Genomic DNA, 21,297 nt, shown 5'->3' on the forward strand with positions numbered 1-21,297 from the left:
ACAATAAATAACCCAAAAACCTCGTCAAACAGCGAAAGCCCCGAAACTGCACCATTCTGTGCAACTCAGCATGAACCTTGCCCTATTCGGTGCAATTTTTGCCAAAAATATCAGTCTTGATGCAGTTTAGGTTGGCATAAAACTTGCTCGTACCAACTACAGTATGAATGCTTAAATCTGATAAAAAATTTGCATATTCCCATAAATTGTGCTAAAATAAATTGGCGATTGCAAGCCGTAAAGACATCAATTGAAATCATCTTATGAAGCGAGTTATCCCGTTTAAATGAAGTATTTCACCTATTTTGGAAATCATCTCATCAACGCAAAACTACCGGACAATTCAGAGGTTTACTACGCGAACCCTCCGCTGCCCGGCATCAAGCGCGACGCACTAAGCGAACACACGCAGCACGCCTTTGAAAATCCACTTGAGATGCCACCGCTGAGCGAACTCGTCAATGGTAACTCAAAAGTGCTTATCCTGTTCGACGACAACTGCCAACCCTTTCCAGCCACGAAAAAACCTGATATGCGGCAGATTATGATTGAGACACTCCTGAGGATGCTTTACGGTTCCGGTGTGGAGAAGAAGAACATCGAACTGATATGCGCTGTCGCACTGCACCGAAAGATGAAGGAACACGAACTCGCTTATATGCTCGGCAAAAACATTATGGACGAGTTCTATCCAGACCAACTCCGAAACTTCGATGCGGAGGATGCAGAGCAGATTGTTTATGTAGGGCACACAGAAAAGGACGAAATCGTTGAGACGGATAAAGCCGTGCTCGAAGCCGATCTGGTAATTTATGTAGATACGATACAGATCCCACTCAACGGTGGACATAAATCTGTCGCCGTGGGTCTTGGGACGTATAACTCCATCGCACCTCACCACTCACCACACATGACATCGGAAAGTCCACACGTGATGCAACCGGAAGGTTCACACATGCATGCCTGTATCGAGCGGATGAGTCGTCTCATTCAGAAAGAGACCCCTATCTTGGTACTCGAAGCGGCGATGAACGGTGCGATCTATCCATTTCATCTTCGCTACGTCGGGAAACCGAACCGCGACTGTAACGTGGCAGAGCGCGTCATAAAAGCCTTTACACCGGCGACTTTATCACTTCTGCCCGAATCACTGCGTTACGCAATTCTCAAGAGTGTGCGGACGGACTATGAACCCATACAGATTAACGCAGGCGACATCGATGCTGTTCATGCAAGAACGTTGAAATCAATGAAAGATCAGTTGGCAATAGACATCCCGCGCCAGTTCAGTACTTTAGTCTTCGGACTCCCTGATATGAGTCCTTATGCTGTCGACGCGCGTATCAATCCCGTTCTGGTGGTGAGCGACATCTTAGGCTACGTCTTCAATTGGTTCTACAACAAACCCATCATCAAAAAGGACGGCGTTGTTATCATCATGAACCCGACGTATGAGATTTTCCACGAAGAGTATCACGTCGCCTACAAGCAGTTTTACGATGAAGTCCTCGCCGAAACGACGGAACCCTTTGAGATGCAGCAGAAGTTTCAGGAGAAATACGCGAAAGACGAGTATCTCATCGACTGCTATCGGAACAAATTCGCGCATCACGGCTTTCATCCGTTTACTGTCTGGTATTGGGCAACATATCCGTTGAAATATCTGGCGAAGGTGATTCTCGTCGGTCCGAAGGAGCCGAGAGTCGCACAGCGGTTGGGTGTTGATTGGGCAAAAAACTTAGACGACGCGCTCGCAATGGCACGCGAAATCTCCGGTGATGACGATGTAGTCGCCTTAACAATGCCGCCGTTCTTCTATGCAAACGTTGGAGGTTAGGGCAAGGGAAGTATGTCTTCAAAAGTTTACGTTGAAACCTCAGTTATTGGTGCATACTTTGAGGAGAGAAAAGATATTGTCTCGGCTTCACAACGTCATTGGTCCCGTCTTTGGTGGGATCAAATCAAAAGTGGGTATGATGTAGTAGTTAGCGAAGCAGTCATTAACGAATTAGCCAATCCGAACTACCCTTACTCACAAGATACCGTTGCTTTAGTAGAGGATATACAACGTGTTGAGTCTGTCGACGAGGTCTATGACATTATTAACGTTTACGTTACGCGAAAGCTGATGCCACAAGATATTTTGGGAGATGCCCTGCACTTAGCTCTTGCTTCATACCACAAATGTGATTACTTATTGACATGGAATTGCAGACATTTAGCAAACCCAAACAAATTTCAACATATTCGGATTGTGAACACAGCGTTAGGGTTGTACGTCCCAGTAATTACTACACCAAACCAGTTAATAGGAGAACCCAATGATTAAAGATTCCCCCATTGTTGAAGACACCCGTCGTGTTCGCCGCATGATCTCTGAGAAATTCGATCATGATATAGGTCGCTATATTGCCTACTTGCAAAGCGAGGCAGCTTCACGTCAAGCGAAGAAAGCCGCTCAACAGTCCAACAGCAACGGAAATCGCATCACTGACACGGAAAACCACGAACAGACAGACAAGGAAACTACAGCAAATTGAACTCGCTAACCTATTAGGTAAGAAACAGAGGAGTCTGATGCAAGATACGGACATTTTGATACCTACAAGTACGATCGGAAGTTACGCCCCGCCGAGTTGGCTGTGTGTGACACTGGAGGCAATCGGACGCGGAGAACTCGGCGAAACCGACATCAACGAAACCCTTGACGACGCAGTCCGAACTGCCATCGCCGATCAGGAGCGCGCTGGCGTTGACATTGTTACAGAGGGTGAGATGCGCCGCCAAGACTTCGTGCTCGGTTTCTATGAACGGTTCCCCGGATTAGAACAACTTCCGGCTCCCAGAACACAGGGGCCGGATGGACACGATCAGCGAGGCAAATGGCTGCCCTCTGTTCCACTCGCAGCACCTGATGGACTCGGTATCCTCGCAGAATTTGAATTTGCGAAAAACGAAACAACGAAACCGCTCAAGGTAACATGCCCCGGTCCGTTCACCCTCTCCGGACGAATTCAGACAGGTGGTATCTATAAAGAGCGACTTGAAGTTGCTTACGCTTGTGCCGAGATTATCAATACAGAACTCCGTCAACTCGTCGCAGCAGGTACGGAATTTATCCAGTTAGACGAACCCTCTTACGCCGTTTACCCCGACCGGCCCGAAGAGTTTGTCAAACTTTTCAATCACACGGTTGAAGGTATCTCTGCAAAGATTGGACTGCATATCTGTTTCGGTAACTACCGCGGCAGAGCCGTCGGTAAACGTTCATACCGTCCGCTCTTCCCACACATTTTAGACGCAGCTTTCGATCAACTTGCACTGGAGTTTGCAAACCGAGAAATGGCAGAAATCGCATTGTGGAGCGAATTCCCGAACGATAAAGAACTCGCCGCAGGGCTTATCGATGTCAAAAATTACTACGTGGAGACACCAGAGGACGTTGCAGCGTTGCTGCGCGAAGCACTCAAGCATGTGCGTCCCGAAAAACTTGCGATTACACCGGATTGCGGTTTCAGCCAGACAGCGCGATGGGCAGCCGCCGCCAAACTTAAAACGATGGTAGCCGGTACTGAGATTGTTCGTCATGAACTCACAGGAGCATCCTCCTAATTGGGCACAAGGCGTGAAGATAAAAACTACCGCGAGGAACATTAAAAAGTTATGAGCACAAACAGGAAAATACCTACACCTGAAGAAATCGAAAAGGAATTCCAAGAATTCGTACAACAGAAGTATGGTGGTAGCGTCCGCTTGATTAACGCGACCGCCAGTGAAGCCACACCCGAAACACAAGAAGAGGACGAAGGACCGGAGCCGAAAAAGACCTTCGATCTGAAGTTTGATCTCAAACCGAAAGAGATTAAGCAATACCTCGACCGATACGTGATTAAACAGGACGATGCAAAGAAGGCACTCGCGATCGCCGTCTGTGACCACTATAACCACGTCCGGGAGTGCCACGAAGACCCAACCGCTGCGGATGCAGACTACTCCAAGCAGAACATTGTTATGCTCGGACCAACCGGTGTCGGCAAGACGTATCTCATCCGACACATTGCCAAACTCATCGGCGTGCCGTTCGTCAAAGCGGATGCGACCCGATTCAGCGAGACGGGTTACGTCGGTGCGAATGTAGACGACTTAATCCGAGAATTGGTAACGCAAGCCGAAGACAACCTCGAATTGGCACAGTACGGCATCATCTACCTTGACGAAGCGGACAAAATCGCGACACCCCCAAATATCATCGGACGTGATGTAAGCGGTCGCGGTGTGCAGATCGGGCTTCTCAAATTGATGGAGGAGACCGAAGTTGACCTGCGCGCAGGAAACGATGTCGCCTCGCAGATGCGTGCCGCCATGGAATTCCAGAAAAGTGGTAAGGTCGATAAAGAGGTCATCAATACGCGGCACATCCTCTTTATTATCAGCGGCGCGTTCACCGGTATGGCAGATATTATCAAGAAACGTATGCATCAAAGTAAAATCGGCTTCAATGCCGAGATTACCAGCCAAACTGATGAGACGGCACAGTATTTTGAGGATGTCACACCGAAAGACTTCATCGACTTCGGTTTTGAACCTGAGTTCATCGGACGACTCCCCGTGCATGTCGTCTGTACGGAACTTAGAGTAGATGACCTATTCTACATTCTGAAGCACTCCGAAGGCTCCATCATCCGCCAATATGAGAACGCCTTCCGCGCTTATGGCATCACGGCACTGTTTTCGGACAGCGGTTTACAGCGAATCGCCGAAAAAGCGATTGAACAAAAGACCGGGGCGCGCGCCTTGATGACGGTTTGCGAAAAGGTACTGCGCAATTATAAATTTGAGCTTCCCTCTACCGGGGTCACGGAATTCGTCGTTACCGCCGAGGTTGTCGATGATCCCGATGTTGAACTCAAACGGATAATCGAAGATACCGATTACAACCGTAATTCCGTGATGTGCGAGCAAATTCGCCGATATGAGGCACAGTTCTACGCCGAACACCAATTGCACATCCAGTTCGATGACGAAGCAACGGCACTCATCTGTGAACGCGCGATTGCAGACGGACAAACAGTCCAACAGGTCTGCGATCAGCTGTTAGAAAGCTACCAGCACGGGTTGAACCTCATCAAACAGAACACGGGGCAATCTACATTCACCTTTCCAAAGTCGGTTCTGGAAAACCCAGATCAGGTACTTGAAGAGTGGATACGGGACTCCTATACCACAAAAGGTGGAGAATAGCAATCAGCCGTCGGGAGAAATAACCTTAACCATCAACGCGTGCCGTATCAAAATTATCTGTAGACGCGTTGATGGTTAAAACCATAAATCCGAAAGCCATTATAAAAAATTATGAACACCGAACGAAAAAGACAACCACGACCAGAACCGGTAGACCTACGAGAAATCGGTGCGCCTATTGACGGAGAACCACAGATTAGCGACCAACGTTTGTTCTTCCAACTCCACGTTTTTGAAGGATGCTTAGACCCCAGATTCATCACCGAGACACTTGAAAAAGGAAGTTTAGACGCAGTCGTATACGATGATCTGAACCATCCAACAGGGAGCGGTGTGCTTTTTATTGCCGAAGACCCAGCGATGCTAATGCCAGCGTCGCGAACCTTACTCCTAAAAGCACAAGAGGTTCCTGACCTTTTGTATCGTTCAGAGATGACCATGACGGGTCGAACCTATTCAAGCGGCAGAGAGCCTAATTTGGAAGAATGGCTTCTCAATAAACCGCGCCAAAATGTTCTCAACCCTGACTTTCCATGGGCAATTTGGTATCCGTTGCGCCGAAAACCCGAATTCTATCGCCTTGAACACCGTGAGCGCGGAAGAATTTTAGGTGAACATGCTATGCTCGGTCGCAGTTATGCCGCGGGAGGATATGCCAGCGATATCCGTCTCGCTTGTTTCGGATTAGATACAAACGACAATGAATTTGTTATCGGTTTAGTCGGTCCTGAATTATACCCGCTATCGCGTTTGATACAGGATATGCGGCAAACGGAGCAGACGACCAAATACATTGAATCGCTCGGTCCGTTCTTTGTGGGGAAAGTTCGGACGCAATTTTCAATTAAACACTAAGCGTGACAGAAAGAGATTTGTACCATACTGCAAGGAAAAGTAAAAAAATGAGAAATGTGCTTGCCGTTTGCACAAAAGAACTTTATACATATTTCGTCTCACCGATCGCCTATTTCGTCTGCTTTGTCTTCACAGCGATTTCAGGGTTCCTTTTTTCCATCATGCTCATTACTGCAAGCAACAGTGGCGGTACAGGCGGATTCGTGATGGGGACACTTTTCGGCAATATGGCTATCATCTTGATCTTTTTTACGCCAGTGTTGACGATGAGACTCTTTGCAGAAGAACGGAAATCCGGAACAATTGAACTCCTCCTCACCTCCCCAATTACAGATGGACAAGTCGTTCTCGGCAAATTTTTCGCGAGTTGTACACTGGTGCTTATCATGCTCAGTCTGACATTCCTGTTCCCACTACTGACGCAACGTTTCGGTTATCTCGACAAGGGTCTCCTGCTAAGCGGCTATCTTGGTATTTTTCTAATTAGTTCTTCGCTTCTGGCATTAGGGATGCTGATGTCATCAATGTGCAAGAACCAACTCGTCGCAGCATTGACGAGTTTCGGCATCCTCATAACGTTATGGGTGGTCGGCGCGCTCTCAGCCCGCGGTGGATCCATAGTCCAATTCCTGAGCTACCTATCGCTATCCGAACACTACCACGACTTTGCCCGTGGTGTCATCCTTTTGAAAGATGTTGTCTACTACCTCAGTTTCACAGGTGTCTGCCTGTTTGCGACGTTCAAGTCCATCGAATCATCAAAATGGAGGTAGAACATGGAAACTAACAAAGGGATCACGGGTCCGCTCTTCGGTTTTCTCACATTAATTTTCAGTTTCATCACCATCGCCAGTTGGATTTTCCAAGCATTCCCCATTTTCTGGATTTGCCTGCTTCTTGCACTTGTCTCATTGGCTGTTTTTGCTCGCTTGCAATTTGCCGACTTCATGAATTTCTTTGTCAGTCGCCAAGCGCGTTACGGTGCGAACGTTGCCTTGAGTATCGTTGGGGTTATCGGCATAGCGGTTTTTGTCAACGCCATTGTTATAAATCGGTTCGATAAAAAGGTAGACTTAACGAAGTTCCAACTTTACACGCTCTCGGAGCAGACGCAGACCGTTCTCAAAAACCTTGAGAAAGAAATCCATGTAATAGCGTTCTTTAAAGACAGTAACTCACAAGCAGCCCGCGTCAAAGATATGCTGGAATTGTATCAGCGCGAAACCGAATATCTCACGGTCTCATTCAAAGATCCTGAAATTGACATCCAACTCAGCAACAAGTATAATATCCTGTGGGACGGCACAACAATTTTTGAGAGTGGTGAGCGGCTGGAGAAGGTAACCAGCGTTGAGGAACAGAAATTCACGAGTGCAATTCTCAAACTCATCCGCGACGAAACCAAGAAGATTTACTTCCTTGTCGGTCATGAAGAACACGGACTTGATGATTTATTTGATAACGGATACAGTACCGTGCGGACAGAGTTAGAGAATCAGAATTACGATGCCGTCCCGCTCTCGCTCTTGATAGAACCAGATATCCCGGCGGATTGTGAGGCACTTGTCATTGCGGGTCCAAAAACCGCTTTGTCCTCTCATGAAATCAACATAGTGTCGAAATATTTGCGGCGCAACGGGAAACTGTTCCTGATGCTCGACCCATCGGTAATCTCAGCGGAAGATGTCAATAGAGGACTCGTCCGACTTATGAGACGATGGGGTATCACGATCGGAAACGACCTCGTCATCGACAAGACCCAATTTTTTCCATTGTTCGGACCGAAGGCACCGGTTCCAGGTCCCGAATTGCACGAGATCACACGTCCCATGCGAGAACCCGTAGTGTTTCCGTATACGCGTTCTGTGACACCCATAGAAGACAGACCCGCGAGTCTCAGTGTTAAATCCCTTATGAAGACCGTCGGTGGCACACAAGACAGTTGGGGAGAAACACAACGTATCAGTGACGGCACATTCGGCGAAGACTCCACCTATACAACCGGTGTAGACACACCGCCTCCTGTGTCCATTTCTGTCGCTATTGAGCAGAAAGCCGACGAAAACAACTCGGACAAAACTACAGGTGGTCCCACCCGCATTGTCGTTTTTGGGGATTCAGATTTCGCAGCAAACGCTCTTTTCCGAGCACCAGCCAGAGACCTATTTCTATCTATAATTAATTGGCTCACACTGGAGGAGGATCTCATTGGGATCCGTCCTATCGACTTACAAGGACAAACGCTGCGGCAGATGCACGTGCAAGACGGACGTTTGGTGCAAATAACTTCAGTCTTCCTAATGCCTTCAATTGTCTTTATTGCCGGGCTAATTGTCTGGTGGCAGCGCCGCAAAGGAGAGAACGCGTGAACTTCCGCACGACCCTCATCATCATTGTTCTCCTTGCAGGCATTGGCGGTGCGTACTTCCTGTTTTTTCAGGAATCGGCAGATGAAACGCCGAATGAAAAACAGCGGATCCATCAGGTCTACGGCATAGCAAGAGAAAATGTTCAGCAGGTGGAAATCTCGTTTGCGGATGCAGCATACCAAGACCTGAAATTGGTAAAAGACGCAACGGACGATTGGCAGTTAGAAAACCCGTTTTATGCGGATGCAGACGGCGAAAAAGTGAACCAAATGTTAGATGATATCCTCAACAAACGCGTCAAGCAGAAACTTGAGGTAACAGGACTCACACAGTATGGGTTGGATACACCGAGCATAACGCTTTCGCTTTGGACAGCAGGAACATCACCCGCGGCAACATTTCTTATCGGTAAGAAAGCGATTAACTTTTCTGTCTATGTCAAAGAAAAGTCCGAAGCACACATTTTTCTGATCGAATCCAGTGCGCTTGACGACCTGACGAAATCTCCCACTGACCTTCGCAGCCGTTCAGTTATTAAGTTCAGCACGGAAACGGTGTCTAACATTCAAATTGAACGCAGAGCCAAAGGATTGACCTCTCAACCCAGCACCGTTAATTGCGAGAAGCGAGGGAACACGTGGTTCGTCACGCACCCGATTGAAGCAAAGGCGGATGTCGAAGAAATTGAGACCGTGCTTTCAGAATTGCGTGCATTGCAAGTGTCAACCTTTGAAGCAGACACAGTAGAGGCTAACGTTCCTGCCCGGTTAGAGAACTCCGGTTTGGATACGCCGCGCCTCCAGATAGAACTTACAGATGGAGATAAAACCTACGCGCTTCACGTCGGTTCAGTAGTCCTATCAGAGGACGGAACACAGGAACGCGTTTATGTCAAATCCGTTCACCAAGATGCTATCTACACCGTTAGCGACGACATCTATACACTTCTCAACAAATCTGCTTTTGATCTGCGAGATAAACGGGTTATTGATTTTCAACGGACGGATACAATCGGCTTTGTAATTTCCAAAAGAAACCAACAGGACGATGAAAAAACTGTCGGCATAAAAAACTATGACAATATATGGGAATTAGAAACTCCGACAGGCAAAATAAAGACAGACGCGAAGGCGGTAGACGATCTGCTTTTCGGTGTAGACTCCCTTGAGGCTTCTGCATTCGTTGACGAGCCAGTTAAAAGCCTCACATCCTACGGGTTAGCAGCACCATCAATTAAAGTTGCATTCACACAACGTGGTGAGGAAAAGCCTGCAGTGCTGCTCATCGGAGACCATGCGGAGGACGGCACCGTCTACGTTAAAGCCGAACACACTGCCCAAGTTGCTCGTGTCAAACGTTTCCTAATTGATAAGATCGCATTAGGGGCAGCGTGGCTGCGGGATAAACAGGTGCTCAACTTCCACATTGACGATGCAATCCGACTCACGTTGTTGCACGCGGAAGAATCGCTGACCTGTCAACGTCTTGGCACAAACTGGCGACTCACCGCACCAGTGAAAGAAAATGCGAACAATGCAGAAGTTAACGCCATCATCTACGAACTCGACGATTTGAGGGCAGACGCTTATGTAGGGAGTGAATCTACACTTACTGATACCACTACAGGCTTCAATTCCCTGCAGGTCCAACTTACTATTGAATTAAGAAACCAGAAAGTGTATACTTTGCAAGTCGGTAGGTCAGACGCGTCCGGACGTTTTTACGCGCGGCTCCAACATGAACCGAACTTAATTTTTCTGCTCAATGCAGAACTCGTTCCAAAACTAAAAACAACGCTCGCGCTGCTTCGTACGTCGGAACAGGGATCTCCGTAGCAAGCAGCATGCGAAGCAACGGTTGAACGTTATGCAGACGTATATTATCGCAACCGCTTACTTTTTCTTTATTATTGAACTGCTCATTATCAGTCGGTCTTTTCGGTACGCGCGGCGCGAACGTCGTGCTGAGCGCCCTGCTTATACACCAAAAGTCGCAATCATCGCGCCTCACTACGGATGGGATGCCGACACAGCGGAACACGCGAGAGGACTTTTGCATCAAGATTATGCGGGTGAGTATGAAATCTTCTTCGTCACACACCAAAAAGTAGATGTAGGACATGATGTCTCTTACCCCCATCTGTGTGAAATTGCTGAGGCAGATCCACACGCGCATGTGTTGCTCGCACCCAACATCGTTGAAAACAATCTTCCACGTTCACAAAAGGTACAGAACCTCCTCACCGCCATAGAAACACTTCCAGACGATATTGAAGTCATTGCCTTTGTAGATGCGGATGTCGCTGTTCGAGAGGATTGGTTAACACTTCTTGTTAACCCACTCCAAGAACAAGAGATCGGGACAACCGTCGGTGGACGGTTCTATTTCCCACAGACATGGAACATCGCATCCCTTGTGGAATCCATCTGGGTCAATTTTCAGATGAGTTTTCAAGGCGATCATCCGTTCTCAATGGTATGGGGCGGCTCTAATGCGTTCCGACGCGAGATGCTTGAGAAGGCACACATCCTTCAACGTTGGGAAGAGGCAACAATAGAAGACCTCAATACCACGCTTGCGATGAGAGATGTTAAGCACAAGGTGCACTTTGTCCCGGACTGTATAGCCATCACACGCACCGCCAATCGTACATGGCACCAAATCGTCGAATTCACAAACCGTCAGATGATTATGACGCTTCACATGGGGCTTTGGAAGCAATGGCTCGCAAGTCTCGTTGTGTGTCTGCCAAAAGGTCTCTTCATGTTCGGATCAATTCCGCTGCTATTCCATAGAAGAGAATTACTACCGATTATTTTTATCATTTTTCTCGAAGCAATCAGCTATCGGCTCTATTCCAAAAACTTACCGCGCTGGCTCCAAAACATGCCAAAAGTACGGCAGGCAATTAGTATCTCCTCCTACGTCGCTTCAGTCGGTATATTCCTCGCGGGTCTCAATGCGGTATATGCCGTATTCCAACGCAAAATTACATGGGGTGGTGTGCGTTACGAAATCCTGTCCGCGACAAAATGTCGAGTTTTAGGAGCAGTAAAGCCGAAAGAGAAAAACAGTGATTAAGGAAATACCAATTTGCTTTTTTTCCACAATGTGGTATAGTATTCATAGGGAAATCCACGACGGTCATGAAAGGAGCGAAAATGGAAAAAGAAAAAGTTACGAAATCGGACAAAGAATGGCAAGAACAACTAACCCCGGAAGAATTTAAAGTAACTCGGAAGAAAGGGACAGAACGCGCTTTTACAGGGCAATACCACGATTCCAAAGAGCAAGGCACTTATCACTGTATCTGTTGTGGAAGCCCGCTCTTTAGTTCCGAAACCAAGTACGACTCAGGAACAGGGTGGCCCAGTTTTTGGGACGCTGTATCTTCCGAATCCATTGAGATGAAATCGGATCGCAGCATTTTTTTCATGCCGCGTACCGAAGTCGTCTGTAGTCGATGTGACGCGCACCTCGGACACGTTTTCGATGATGGACCACCGCCAACAGGCAAGCGTTACTGCATGAATTCTGCGGCACTAACATTGGTCCAACCAGAAGACGAATCCTAAGTCAGTTATCGGTAGTCAGCGGTCAGTTTTCAGTTAATCTCTTGTGGATAGTGCCTTATCGAGCATATCTCTTTAACTGATAACTGAAAGGTTTTTGCAGAAAAACCGAACTGACAACTGACAACTCATAAAAGGAGAATTGATGGCACTACGAAGTCGAATCTCATCAAGATTTCTTGTTAACGAACTTGCTACCGCTATATCGGAGGATTGGGGGACTTCGCGCAAGTTCATGCGTTATCAACTTGCCAAGGAGAGCTTCAACTGGCGACACCCACTCGGTGCGAAGCACGGCAAAGGCGACGCGATTCAATTGGTAAGCCTCCGCATTACCGACATGTGTAATCTCCGTTGCCACTCCTGCGGACAATGGGGTGATAACGGCTACCTTCTCGGGGAATCCCTCAAAGACCTCAAACAACGAGAAGTCCCTGTCGAAATCTATAAGAACCTCGTCGACCAGATTGTTGACGAAGGGTGGTCCCCGGTTTGGTATATCTGGGGTGGTGAACCGATGCTTTACCCTGGGATTATCGAATTGATGCACTACATCAAAGAGCGGGGGATGCCGATATCGCTCGTTAGCAACGCAACCAACATCGCAAGACGCGCAGACGACATCTTAGAAACCTGCAAAATCATCTACCTGAGTGTTGATGGTCCGAACGAGGAAATTCACAACACACAACGCCCCGGCGTATCTGAAAACTACGACAACTTTAAGGATGTCAAAGCCGCTCTGGAAACACTAAGTGCAGAAAAAGAGAAGCGGAACCTTGCATTCCCTTACATTATCCCGCTTAGCTGCGTCACAATGTATAACATAAATGAGGTCGTAGATCTCTATAAGTTCACCAGCCAATACGCAGACGCGCAAATCTTCTACCTGACATGGTGGATAGATTCTCAATCCGCGCAGGAACACACAGAAGACTTTGAAAAACGTTTCGGATTCAAACCGCAAACCCACTATGGTTGGATAGGTACTTGGAAAGACTTTGATCACGGTGTCATCTTAGATCGCTTTGAGGAAATGGAAAACCTCTCTAATGAGCAGCAACGCTGCCCCCCTGTCATGATGCCGAGACTTAATACAAAAGGCGAAATCCAACGCTATTACACAGATCACAACCAAACCTTCGGATACAACCAGTGTGTCAGCATTTACATGACGATGGAAATTGATAGTAACGGCGATGTTAGCCTCTGCCGCGATTACCACGATTACATCATCGGCAATATTAAAACGGACAAGGTTGTCGATATGTGGAATAATCAGAAGGCGATGAAATTCCGACAGTCCGTAAGTAATGATGGACCGATGCCGGTTTGCCGACGGTGCTGCGGTTTGATGGGATTTTAATGGCTGTCGGTTGTCAGTTGTCAGTTTTCAGTTAAGAGAGTTCAGTAACAATTTACCCGTACTTGGTGTACATCAGCAGAAATGCTTTTTTCAGAAATCTTTTCCCGATAACATATTGAAGGAACACTATGAAGATTGGTTTACGTATTCCCGGCACAGCCCGTCAATTGCCCTTCGCAGACTTTTGCAAGTGGTGTGCAGACAACGGGTTTGATGCCGTTGACATTGGAGAAGTCACCCCTGAAATCGTCCAAACCGCGAGAGACGCGGGACTTGCGATTGGCTCTGCGGATCTCCCCGGTACTGGCGATCTACTCAGTGCCAAAAAATCTAAACAGAGAGCCGGTGCTACCGCAGCAAAAGCCGCTATCCAAGCGGCTGCTGACAACGACGTTCACATCATGTTCTGTGTCTTTGTGCCAGAAGATGCGAGCCTCGGTAGAGCAAAAAACTTTGATATTTGGAAGGATACCATCCCACCCATAGCCGAATTCGCCGCCTCTAAAGGCGTGACGATCGCGGTAGAGGGATGGCCAGGTCCGGGTCCTGCTTATCCCGCCCTCGGCTGTACACCGGAGATGTGGCGCGCTATGTTCGCTGAATGCGACTCTCCAGGTTTGGGACTTAACTACGATCCATCGCACCTCGTCAGAATAGGAATTGACTACCTACGTGCGCTGAACGAATTCGCACCGTATGTCAAACACGTCCACGGCAAAGACACCGCTTTCGACGAAGAGGCACTCTACCTGCACGGTAATTTGGGACCGAGTTTCCAAAGTGCAAAAGGTTTCGGTGAGGATTGGTGGCGTTATACCATTCCCGGCGACGGCATCGTGGACTGGCTGAGAGTCGTCCAACGCTTAGAAGACGAAGGTTTCGATGGTATCGTCAGCGTGGAACTTGAAGATTACCGTTATTGGCGAACATGGGAAGCGGAATCGGACGGTCTGCGCCGTTCACGTGAATTCCTTGATGAGTTCGTCCGTTAACCCTTGTGGGAGGGGTTTTCACGTCTGGCTATCCAAAAAAGGCAACAGCGCAACTAAGGAGAATTACTATGAAAGAACTTCTTCATAAGGGCATGGAAGCCGCACCTGAGAAGTACCTTGCCCACCTCATCACAGAAGAAGAACGAACCCATTTTGAAGAACAAGGTTACCTCTACATTCCGAACGCCCTCTCCGCGGAGATGCGTGAACAGTTGATATACGCTGTAGACACCTTGTACACCAAAGCACTCGCAAACGGCAGAGCAACGCCCGGCTCGCAGTGGGGTTGGTCGGATTTCTTAGGCACCGATGACGCACTCTTAAACCTCGTCGATCTACCGACGACGTTGCCCAAAATTTGGGGCATCTTAGGATGGAATATCTACCTCTACCATGCCCACATGCACGTCAAACCGCCAGCATCGCCGGATGCCGAAGAGGGTGAAGGATGGCTGGAATGGCATCAAGACAGCGGACGTGTCAACATTGAGCTCGAAACGCATCCACGTCCACGTTTGTCCATGAAAGTGGCATATTTCCTCACAGACGTTTCTGAACCGGGACGTGGCAACTTTTACATTCGTCCGGGCAGCCATCTAAAATCAGATATGGCCGTTCCGGAATATGAGATCAGCCGCGACCCGCGCGAAGCGACCGCAGACGATGTCCCCGACGATGCGATGCCGGTCTGTGTAGAACCCGGAACCGCTGTGCTGTTCGATAGACGACTCTGGCACTCACGCAGTCCAAATCGCTCCGAAATTACACGGAAGGCACTCTTCTACGGCTACGGCTACCGCTGGATCCGTCCCAAAGACGAGATGACAGTCGAACCGCTTTATGAACGCTGTGATGCGATTCGTCGGCAGCTGCTGGGGGCAGCCACCAGAAACAACGGACGCTACGTCCCCTCCGAAGACGACGTGCCTCTGCGCGGTTGGCTCATTGAGAATCTCGGTGAAAATCCTGCTTATGCAATGGGACCCCGGCACGCCTAATCTATAATCTTTTAGGGCGAGGTAACATGCCTCGCCCAACCATATCTTCTCAATCAACAAGGCAAATTTCGTGCCTTAACATCACACCTTTTGCCTTCCTCACTATACAATTTTTTAGTAAAATTTGACATTCCTCCCATAGTTAGGGTAACATATCTATATCTTTTATTTAACGGAGATTAACAGAAAACCAACTTTAAGATGCTATTCACGGACAGGAAACCGAAGGTCTATATTGAAACCACAGTCGTTAGTTATTTAGCCGCGCGCCTCAGCCGAAATGCCACGATAGCTGCTCGGCAACAAACGACTCGACAGTTTTGGCATGAACATGCTGACAGATTTGAATTGGTAATTTCACCCACAGTTATTTCCGAAATTAGGCGCGGCGATGCAGAAGCCGTTCAACATCGACTTAACCTTATATCAGATATAACCAGATTGCCAATGTCAGACGCAATTTCAAACCTTACGCAAAATCTACTGGATACCGGAGCAGTCCCACGAAACGCTGAAACAGATGCGACGCATATAGCGATTGCAGCGGTTCATAATATTGAATACCTTGCTACATGGAACTATAAACACATTATCAATGTGCATCAGCGGCGACATATCGAACAGGTCTGTGATGACAACGATTTTCGACCCGCGATTATTTGCACACCTGCAGAACTAATTGAGGTAAACTTATGAAACCCGATCCTATTCTTGAAGAATGCTACCGCATCAAGGAAGAATATAGTGCGCAATTCAAGGATGTACAGGAACTCTTTGAACACCTAAAAGAGATCGAAGCAGAAGAAAAACGGAAAGGTAAGAAGTACGCCCCGCCACCGCAATACCTCGAATTTAGGGTCACAGCCGAACACCTCGAATTTGTAATAGGTCGCGCGAAAAAGGCAGGCACGGACATGCAAATCGTTGCGTTGCTCAAACGGCTCAAAACTGGACTGATAGCTTGCGACGCAGCAAAACCCCGCGCTGTGGACGATTTTGGGGTGACCCTACAAACCGAAACCGCTCGTACCCTCATACAAGATTGGACGATTGCAGCAATCCGGTTCATCCTTAAAGAAGACACCGATCTGGAATCCGAAACATCGCCTATCGCTCAAGAAGTCCGCCAGATTCTCACAGCGTGGTTGTCAGATTTTGTCGTCCTGAATTTTACGTTAGAGCTCTCTGAAGATATGCAAATCGTAGCGAAGCCAATCGTTGGTGCCGACACACGGGAAAAAGGGGAGTATCTCGCGAGCGCGCACCTTGAAATAAGAATGAAGCGCGGTGAGATACCAGAGGGATTAACACAAATTTTGAATCGCTTCAAAGTTTAACAGCTTTACGGGCAGGACATAATCTTGGTCTTTGCTATGCGCGCCCCGGCGCACATTTAGGAGCATCCCCATGAAAACTATATTGTTTATTTGCCTGCTGGCAGTACTTACCCTATCGAGTGCCTTTGCCGCACCTGAGTGGAAACCTTACGACGATTTTGAGGGCGATTTAGATGCCATTGATGAAACACCCGGACAGATACCGGACCTTGGTACGAAATGGGTGCGTTTTGTCCCAGAAAAACGTTTAGAAATGGGCATTGAAGATGGCGTATTTCGGATGAAAGTCAAAAGTCCCGGTGGACGCGATCCAGGATTCAAACTCGTTTTCGGATGGGATCCGCGCGACATCCTCGGTATCCAGTTCACTGTGAAGGTTGCTGAGCTCTCTGAAGCCGGTGGATGGTTCGGGGTGCTGTGCACTAACGAAGAACCGAACTGGAAGAATCCAAACTGGGTTTTCGGGATGTCACCGAGCCACCAACACGGTTGGGGCCCCAAGGGTGTGTTCGGTTCGGGTTCTGTTGGACTGCTCGGAGGTGGCGGTTGGAAAGCGTTTGCCTACGAAGACATCCCCGAAAATACCAATATGCTCAGAACGTTCCGTTTGGAGTGGAATGATGCGAAACATGAGATGGCAGTCACCGTCGATCCGGGTGAAAAGACAGAATGGAAAAAAGAGGACATCCCCTCTAATGCTGACTTAGGCGAATTCCCGTGGTGGAGCATCTATCTGACAGCCGACCAAGAGGTTGAGATCGCTGTTGACGATGTCTTCGTAAAATCGGAAAGTCTGCCTTATCCCGTAGAGGCACGTGGCAAATTGGCTTCGCGTTGGGGCGAAATCAAGTTAGTAGATTAGTGTACACCCTCCACCCTCTCAATTCCAGCAGAACGCAAGAAGGGGTGGTAGAAGATTCAGCTTATCCGATGTGAGAAGGTTACATTTTTCTGAACCTTTTTGTAAAATTTTATCCTCACTGCTTTATTATAGTAAAATCCGTAATTACTTATACACCAACACAAGGGCGAGGATACAATCCTCGCCAGCGACGGTGGGGTGTTGTTCTCTGGCGAACTGTAAACATATTTTTGGATTTTACTATAAGAGGTAAACCAGACCAATCGACTTCCGGTTTATAAACTGGAAAGTTAGAGCATTGTTTGTTGGAATTAGTTCCAAACAGTCATACAAGTCATCTACCAAGTGTGTTCAGAGCCAGGACACCGTATCAGTTATTTTTGGAGGATAAAGTGAAATTTCGGATTTGGAGTGAGAATAAACGCTTATTAGAACGAGTGTTTGATGCCGGTCTGCTATTACTATTCATTGGGATAATTTTGAGAAAGGGAGGTCCTGCCAAGGACTTACGATGTTTTGGTGCCCTTTTCTTGGCTTGGTGTGGGATTTCGTGGTCTTTTCAATGGGCAAACTTCCGGAACACCGTTTGGAGCAATATAGGGGCATTATTTCTGATCTTCATTGCTGTGTGCTTGATAGCGTTTCTTATGGCATAAAAGAATAAAAAACTCAAGCCCTGATAATGCTTAATTTCTATCCACACACCGTAGAGATAGGACAAGAGCGAAGAAAACTTCTAATAGATACTATTTTCTTTTTCACACAGTGGATATAACGGTGCTGGAATAGGAGGTTCAAACAGTGGCACCAGACAAAAGAATCGTCCTCAAGGCATGATGCAAGATAGGTCCTGCTTGTGCCGATACAAGCCATGTTTCCGGTGAATTCTTCAGTTAGATAGAAAACTCACAACATTTGATAAGGCAGTAGAAGGATCATCCTATAAACTATTTGGCTTTGTTGATTTCGTCTACATCTGCATGCTGATTAAATTTATGAGATAAGTTATGAGAGCGGGAGGCAATGCCTCCCGCAGGAAGATAATTACACTCATTGAGATTGTTCTGCCATACCGTTATAGGTATTACCCATATAACCGCCTGACTCTCGAATGATTTCTCCCTGTTCTCTATTAACATCTGGATTAAAGAGAAGCGTTAGTGCAGGGACAAGATCATTTACCACTGGAATCTTACTTAATAAGTGCTTCGTTCCTTCCCACAAAGCCGATCCTCCAGAACTACTAGATTCACGCTTTTCTACACAATCTGCACACGGACAATCTGAGGCGTGTACGTATTTGATACAAGCTGCCGGATCTATGTGCGGTTCCCCTCCACACTCAGAACACCGAAAAGGAGATGATACCTGATCCGCCAAAATCGAAGTCGGTGTAAGCATCAGTGCGATCAGCATAATCAGTGCCGTCAATCGTAAATGTTTATACATTCTCTTTCTCCTTGATTGGAAAGTTGTGCCCAATGAACAAGTCAGGCATCAGAAAAAATAAGCCAAAACACAATCCAACCAATTACCACTTTCACTTATTCCACGCCGAATTCCCTTCGGAGAAGCCCACGTGCCTCATGAAGTTTGCGCTTGACCGTGCCGAGCGGCAGCTCAAGTTCCTCCGCAATAGCCTTTAGGGGCATGTCGTGCAGATAAAACAGTATAGCAACCTCGCGGATATATTCAGGCTTGCTCGGCAGGTTTCGCACGGTTTCAATAGCCTCTGCCTTCAATTCTTCTTCACGACAGAGAATCTCAGCACTCCTATTGATGTGCCATGCCAACGTCCCATTTTCGTAAGGACGCTCGCCTTGCGAATGGTACGCGTTGTTGTAATACCGCCTACATTGATTGTAAGCGATCTGACGCACCCATCCGCCGAAACTGTTCACATCCCGCAGTCTGTTGACATTCTCCCAGACTGAAACCCAAGTACTGTTGAGTATATCTTGAGCATCTTGGTAGTTCCGAGATTCCGCCAAAATCAACGGCCATATACGCGGATTGTAGCGTCTCATTAACTCACTCAGGGGTTCATCATCCTCTGCTTGGAGCCTCCGAATTAAGCTTTCAGTCGTTACTATATCGTTGTCCATTAAGCGATAACCGGTTTGGATTCGGGCATAGAGGATGCGTTATCGCTAAAAGGTTCAGAAAAATAAAAGATTATGGAAGAAAGGGATTTCTTTACCTTCTAAAGATGCGGAGACGGATGGAAGGCTGGAAGATGGACTGAATGGCTTTGGCAACGACAATAGCACTGTTATCCGAAAAAAATACATCAACAGTTAAATCTAAACCATCACCTACCTATTTCTTAAAGAGACCTTTTTTTACGGAGAAAACGTGCATGATGGAAAAAATGAGTATGTCGATCATAGCCGTATATGCAACTTTCCGGTAAATGTCGTCCCCGCCTTAACTGCATATATTTGCTAAGGAAAACCTTCTTAGAATCTCCAGAAATAAAGGCAGTACCCGATTAACCACAAAAAGCCCGAGGTGTGTTAAACCTCGGGCTTTTAAGGTCTTTGATTGTTGTCAGTAGGTGGGGTTTGCAACCGCGTCAGCGCAGCGAGGAAGCCAGGCAAAACGGGAAACTGAATGGCTCTGCCACATGAATCCATCAAACCATTCTCCCTTCCCGAATAATCCCTTTCTCTGCCAGCGTAGCGAGTGCCTCTTCCGCGATGTGTGGAGGGATGCGTAACTTCCGGTTGAGGTGCTTTGGGTCCGTTAATCCGCCATAAGAGATATGGAGCCAGACGAGGAGCTCATTGCGGGTGAGTTCCGTGTTTTGTGCGATGATTGCTATCCGCCACATCTTCTCAGTTGCGCAGGGTGTATTGGTGATGATATGCAGTCCGGCTAAAATCTCATCACGAGTCATCTCCTCGCGCACGGCTGTCTGGACGAAGGCTGGGATGTTCAAGTTAAATCGAAATAGCAAAAGCTCAGGCATGCGTTCATGGAGATCAAATTCATCGATAAGCATCAAAAATAAAAAATCCTTTCACGTGCCGATGTCAAGCGCATCGCCAACAGAACCCGCGCGCAGCGCGCGAGTACGATATTTGAAGGCACAACCATCAGCCAATCAAAAAAATCGTGGAATTTGGACGTCGTATTTTCAGACGTATACCCAATTGCCAGTTGGGTGGAGACGGGAGGTAGAGGGATCTACCCCGGCAATCCGTCTCCAACGTCCACTCGCAACTATACGAGATTTTGCCGAAAAAATCAAGCAAAAATCAAGTAATCATTACGATGCTGGTTAAAATACCAGACATATCAAGCGATATATGGTATACTTAAACCCGCACTGACAACCTCACATTGGCAGTGCCGCGGTTGGGGAGACTGGATCTCTCGCCCAACCACCTCTAAAGGATTTTACGGATGCCGAGAAATATTATAGCAAAAATAAAAATAAAACACAACAATTTTTTTATTTTAACCCAATTTTTGTGCAAACCTAAGTCGTCATCCCCAATTCTTGGTAGGTAGTCAGACTTTTCAGCGTATTTTCCCTAATGCGACTCTGTTTGATGAAGTTCCCGGGTTCCTCGCCTACTGATAACTGACGACGCTGAAAATTATTGTAGACTTGATTATTTTGGGATTTCTGGGTATAATTATTATTGTTGACTTACACATCTCAACCCCATCTGTGTAAGTCCTAATACATATTCTTAA

20 protein-coding genes are annotated in these 21,297 nt (G+C 47.3%); 17 read left to right on the plus strand and 3 right to left on the minus strand.

Going from position 1 to position 21,297, the window contains the following annotated elements; genetic code table 11:
- Positions 1-286 precede the first annotated feature (286 nt).
- The 17 genes from OXH39_17865 (at position 287) to OXH39_17945 (ending at position 17,592) form a co-directional block, all read left to right on the plus strand.
- A complete protein-coding gene (locus tag OXH39_17865) occupies positions 287-1,837 on the plus strand; it encodes a lactate racemase domain-containing protein (GenBank protein MCY3552331.1) in 1,551 nt (516 codons plus the stop codon).
- A gap of 12 nt (positions 1,838-1,849) precedes the next feature.
- Positions 1,850-2,329 (plus strand): type II toxin-antitoxin system VapC family toxin, encoded by a 480-nt coding sequence (locus tag OXH39_17870; GenBank protein MCY3552332.1) that lies wholly within the window; start codon positions 1,850-1,852, stop codon positions 2,327-2,329.
- A complete protein-coding gene (locus tag OXH39_17875; GenBank protein MCY3552333.1) occupies positions 2,322-2,540 on the plus strand; it encodes a hypothetical protein in 219 nt (72 codons plus the stop codon). Before OXH39_17870 ends, OXH39_17875 begins: the two co-directional genes overlap by 8 nt.
- Before the next feature lie 37 nt (positions 2,541-2,577).
- Positions 2,578-3,612 carry a methionine synthase gene (locus OXH39_17880; GenBank protein ID MCY3552334.1) on the plus strand — a complete coding sequence of 345 codons (1,035 nt, stop codon included), beginning with the start codon at positions 2,578-2,580 and terminating at the stop codon, positions 3,610-3,612.
- A gap of 51 nt (positions 3,613-3,663) precedes the next feature.
- Positions 3,664-5,241 (plus strand): AAA family ATPase, encoded by a 1,578-nt coding sequence (locus OXH39_17885; protein ID MCY3552335.1) that lies wholly within the window; start codon positions 3,664-3,666, stop codon positions 5,239-5,241.
- 111 nt (positions 5,242-5,352) lie between these two features.
- Complete coding sequence (locus tag OXH39_17890; GenBank protein MCY3552336.1) at positions 5,353-6,096, plus strand: chlorite dismutase family protein; 744 nt, start codon at positions 5,353-5,355, stop codon at positions 6,094-6,096.
- A 47-nt stretch (positions 6,097-6,143) separates the two neighbouring features.
- Entirely contained in the window at positions 6,144-6,869 is a 726-nt protein-coding gene (locus OXH39_17895; GenBank protein MCY3552337.1) for an ABC transporter permease, read from the plus strand.
- A 3-nt stretch (positions 6,870-6,872) separates the two neighbouring features.
- Positions 6,873-8,465: a GldG family protein gene (locus tag OXH39_17900; GenBank protein ID MCY3552338.1), complete on the plus strand. Its 1,593-nt coding sequence runs from the start codon at positions 6,873-6,875 to the stop codon at positions 8,463-8,465.
- Positions 8,462-10,300: a DUF4340 domain-containing protein gene (locus tag OXH39_17905; GenBank protein MCY3552339.1), complete on the plus strand. Its 1,839-nt coding sequence runs from the start codon at positions 8,462-8,464 to the stop codon at positions 10,298-10,300. Before OXH39_17900 ends, OXH39_17905 begins: the two co-directional genes overlap by 4 nt.
- 31 nt (positions 10,301-10,331) lie before the next feature.
- Positions 10,332-11,546: a glycosyltransferase family 2 protein gene (locus OXH39_17910; protein ID MCY3552340.1), complete on the plus strand. Its 1,215-nt coding sequence runs from the start codon at positions 10,332-10,334 to the stop codon at positions 11,544-11,546.
- Positions 11,547-11,626: 80 nt separating this feature from the next.
- Positions 11,627-12,040: a peptide-methionine (R)-S-oxide reductase MsrB gene (msrB, locus tag OXH39_17915; protein ID MCY3552341.1), complete on the plus strand. Its 414-nt coding sequence runs from the start codon at positions 11,627-11,629 to the stop codon at positions 12,038-12,040.
- Between the two features lie 142 nt (positions 12,041-12,182).
- Positions 12,183-13,403, plus strand: a complete 1,221-nt coding sequence (locus tag OXH39_17920; GenBank protein ID MCY3552342.1) for a radical SAM protein — start codon at positions 12,183-12,185, stop codon at positions 13,401-13,403.
- Positions 13,404-13,531: 128 nt separating this feature from the next.
- Entirely contained in the window at positions 13,532-14,395 is an 864-nt protein-coding gene (locus tag OXH39_17925; protein ID MCY3552343.1) for a sugar phosphate isomerase/epimerase, read from the plus strand.
- A 68-nt stretch (positions 14,396-14,463) separates the two neighbouring features.
- Positions 14,464-15,393, plus strand: a complete 930-nt coding sequence (locus OXH39_17930) for a phytanoyl-CoA dioxygenase family protein (GenBank protein ID MCY3552344.1) — start codon at positions 14,464-14,466, stop codon at positions 15,391-15,393.
- Between the two features lie 201 nt (positions 15,394-15,594).
- The gene (locus tag OXH39_17935; GenBank protein ID MCY3552345.1) at positions 15,595-16,089 is read left to right on the plus strand and encodes a type II toxin-antitoxin system VapC family toxin; all 495 of its coding nucleotides are present in this window, start codon (positions 15,595-15,597) and stop codon (positions 16,087-16,089) included.
- Positions 16,086-16,730, plus strand: a complete 645-nt coding sequence (locus OXH39_17940) for a hypothetical protein (protein ID MCY3552346.1) — start codon at positions 16,086-16,088, stop codon at positions 16,728-16,730. The genes OXH39_17935 and OXH39_17940 overlap by 4 nt, the downstream gene beginning before the upstream one ends.
- 70 nt (positions 16,731-16,800) lie before the next feature.
- Positions 16,801-17,592, plus strand: a complete 792-nt coding sequence (locus tag OXH39_17945) for a hypothetical protein (protein MCY3552347.1) — start codon at positions 16,801-16,803, stop codon at positions 17,590-17,592.
- A gap of 1,050 nt (positions 17,593-18,642) precedes the next feature.
- Here the strand turns inward: OXH39_17945 and OXH39_17950 are convergent.
- The 3 genes from OXH39_17950 to OXH39_17960 form a co-directional block, all read right to left on the minus strand.
- Positions 18,643-19,041: a hypothetical protein gene (locus OXH39_17950; protein MCY3552348.1), complete on the minus strand. Its 399-nt coding sequence runs from the start codon at positions 19,039-19,041 to the stop codon at positions 18,643-18,645.
- Positions 19,042-19,136: 95 nt separating this feature from the next.
- A complete protein-coding gene (locus OXH39_17955) occupies positions 19,137-19,697 on the minus strand; it encodes a sigma-70 family RNA polymerase sigma factor (GenBank protein MCY3552349.1) in 561 nt (186 codons plus the stop codon).
- Between the two features lie 530 nt (positions 19,698-20,227).
- Entirely contained in the window at positions 20,228-20,596 is a 369-nt protein-coding gene (locus tag OXH39_17960) for a hypothetical protein (GenBank protein MCY3552350.1), read from the minus strand.
- Positions 20,597-21,297: the final 701 nt, after the last annotated feature.

The sequence above is a fragment of the Candidatus Poribacteria bacterium genome (genome assembly GCA_026702755.1).
Classification (GTDB): Bacteria; Poribacteria; WGA-4E; order WGA-4E; family WGA-3G; genus WGA-3G.

Bases quoted from the DNA above. Each gene is read 5' to 3' on its own strand.
- OXH39_17865 (MCY3552331.1), top strand. From the start codon at position 287: ATGAAGTATTTCACCTATTTTGGAAATCATCTCATCAACGCAAAACTA.
- OXH39_17870 (MCY3552332.1), top strand. From the start codon at position 1,850: ATGTCTTCAAAAGTTTACGTTGAAACCTCAGTTATTGGTGCATACTTT.
- OXH39_17875 (MCY3552333.1), top strand. From the start codon at position 2,322: ATGATTAAAGATTCCCCCATTGTTGAAGACACCCGTCGTGTTCGCCGC.
- OXH39_17880 (MCY3552334.1), top strand. From the start codon at position 2,578: ATGCAAGATACGGACATTTTGATACCTACAAGTACGATCGGAAGTTAC.
- OXH39_17885 (MCY3552335.1), top strand. From the start codon at position 3,664: ATGAGCACAAACAGGAAAATACCTACACCTGAAGAAATCGAAAAGGAA.
- OXH39_17890 (MCY3552336.1), top strand. From the start codon at position 5,353: ATGAACACCGAACGAAAAAGACAACCACGACCAGAACCGGTAGACCTA.
- OXH39_17895 (MCY3552337.1), top strand. From the start codon at position 6,144: ATGAGAAATGTGCTTGCCGTTTGCACAAAAGAACTTTATACATATTTC.
- OXH39_17900 (MCY3552338.1), top strand. From the start codon at position 6,873: ATGGAAACTAACAAAGGGATCACGGGTCCGCTCTTCGGTTTTCTCACA.
- OXH39_17910 (MCY3552340.1), top strand. From the start codon at position 10,332: ATGCAGACGTATATTATCGCAACCGCTTACTTTTTCTTTATTATTGAA.
- msrB (MCY3552341.1), top strand. From the start codon at position 11,627: ATGGAAAAAGAAAAAGTTACGAAATCGGACAAAGAATGGCAAGAACAA.
- OXH39_17920 (MCY3552342.1), top strand. From the start codon at position 12,183: ATGGCACTACGAAGTCGAATCTCATCAAGATTTCTTGTTAACGAACTT.
- OXH39_17925 (MCY3552343.1), top strand. From the start codon at position 13,532: ATGAAGATTGGTTTACGTATTCCCGGCACAGCCCGTCAATTGCCCTTC.
- OXH39_17930 (MCY3552344.1), top strand. From the start codon at position 14,464: ATGAAAGAACTTCTTCATAAGGGCATGGAAGCCGCACCTGAGAAGTAC.
- OXH39_17935 (MCY3552345.1), top strand. From the start codon at position 15,595: ATGCTATTCACGGACAGGAAACCGAAGGTCTATATTGAAACCACAGTC.
- OXH39_17940 (MCY3552346.1), top strand. From the start codon at position 16,086: ATGAAACCCGATCCTATTCTTGAAGAATGCTACCGCATCAAGGAAGAA.
- OXH39_17945 (MCY3552347.1), top strand. From the start codon at position 16,801: ATGAAAACTATATTGTTTATTTGCCTGCTGGCAGTACTTACCCTATCG.
- OXH39_17950 (MCY3552348.1), bottom strand. From the start codon at position 19,041: ATGTATAAACATTTACGATTGACGGCACTGATTATGCTGATCGCACTG.
- OXH39_17955 (MCY3552349.1), bottom strand. From the start codon at position 19,697: ATGGACAACGATATAGTAACGACTGAAAGCTTAATTCGGAGGCTCCAA.
- OXH39_17960 (MCY3552350.1), bottom strand. From the start codon at position 20,596: ATGCTTATCGATGAATTTGATCTCCATGAACGCATGCCTGAGCTTTTG.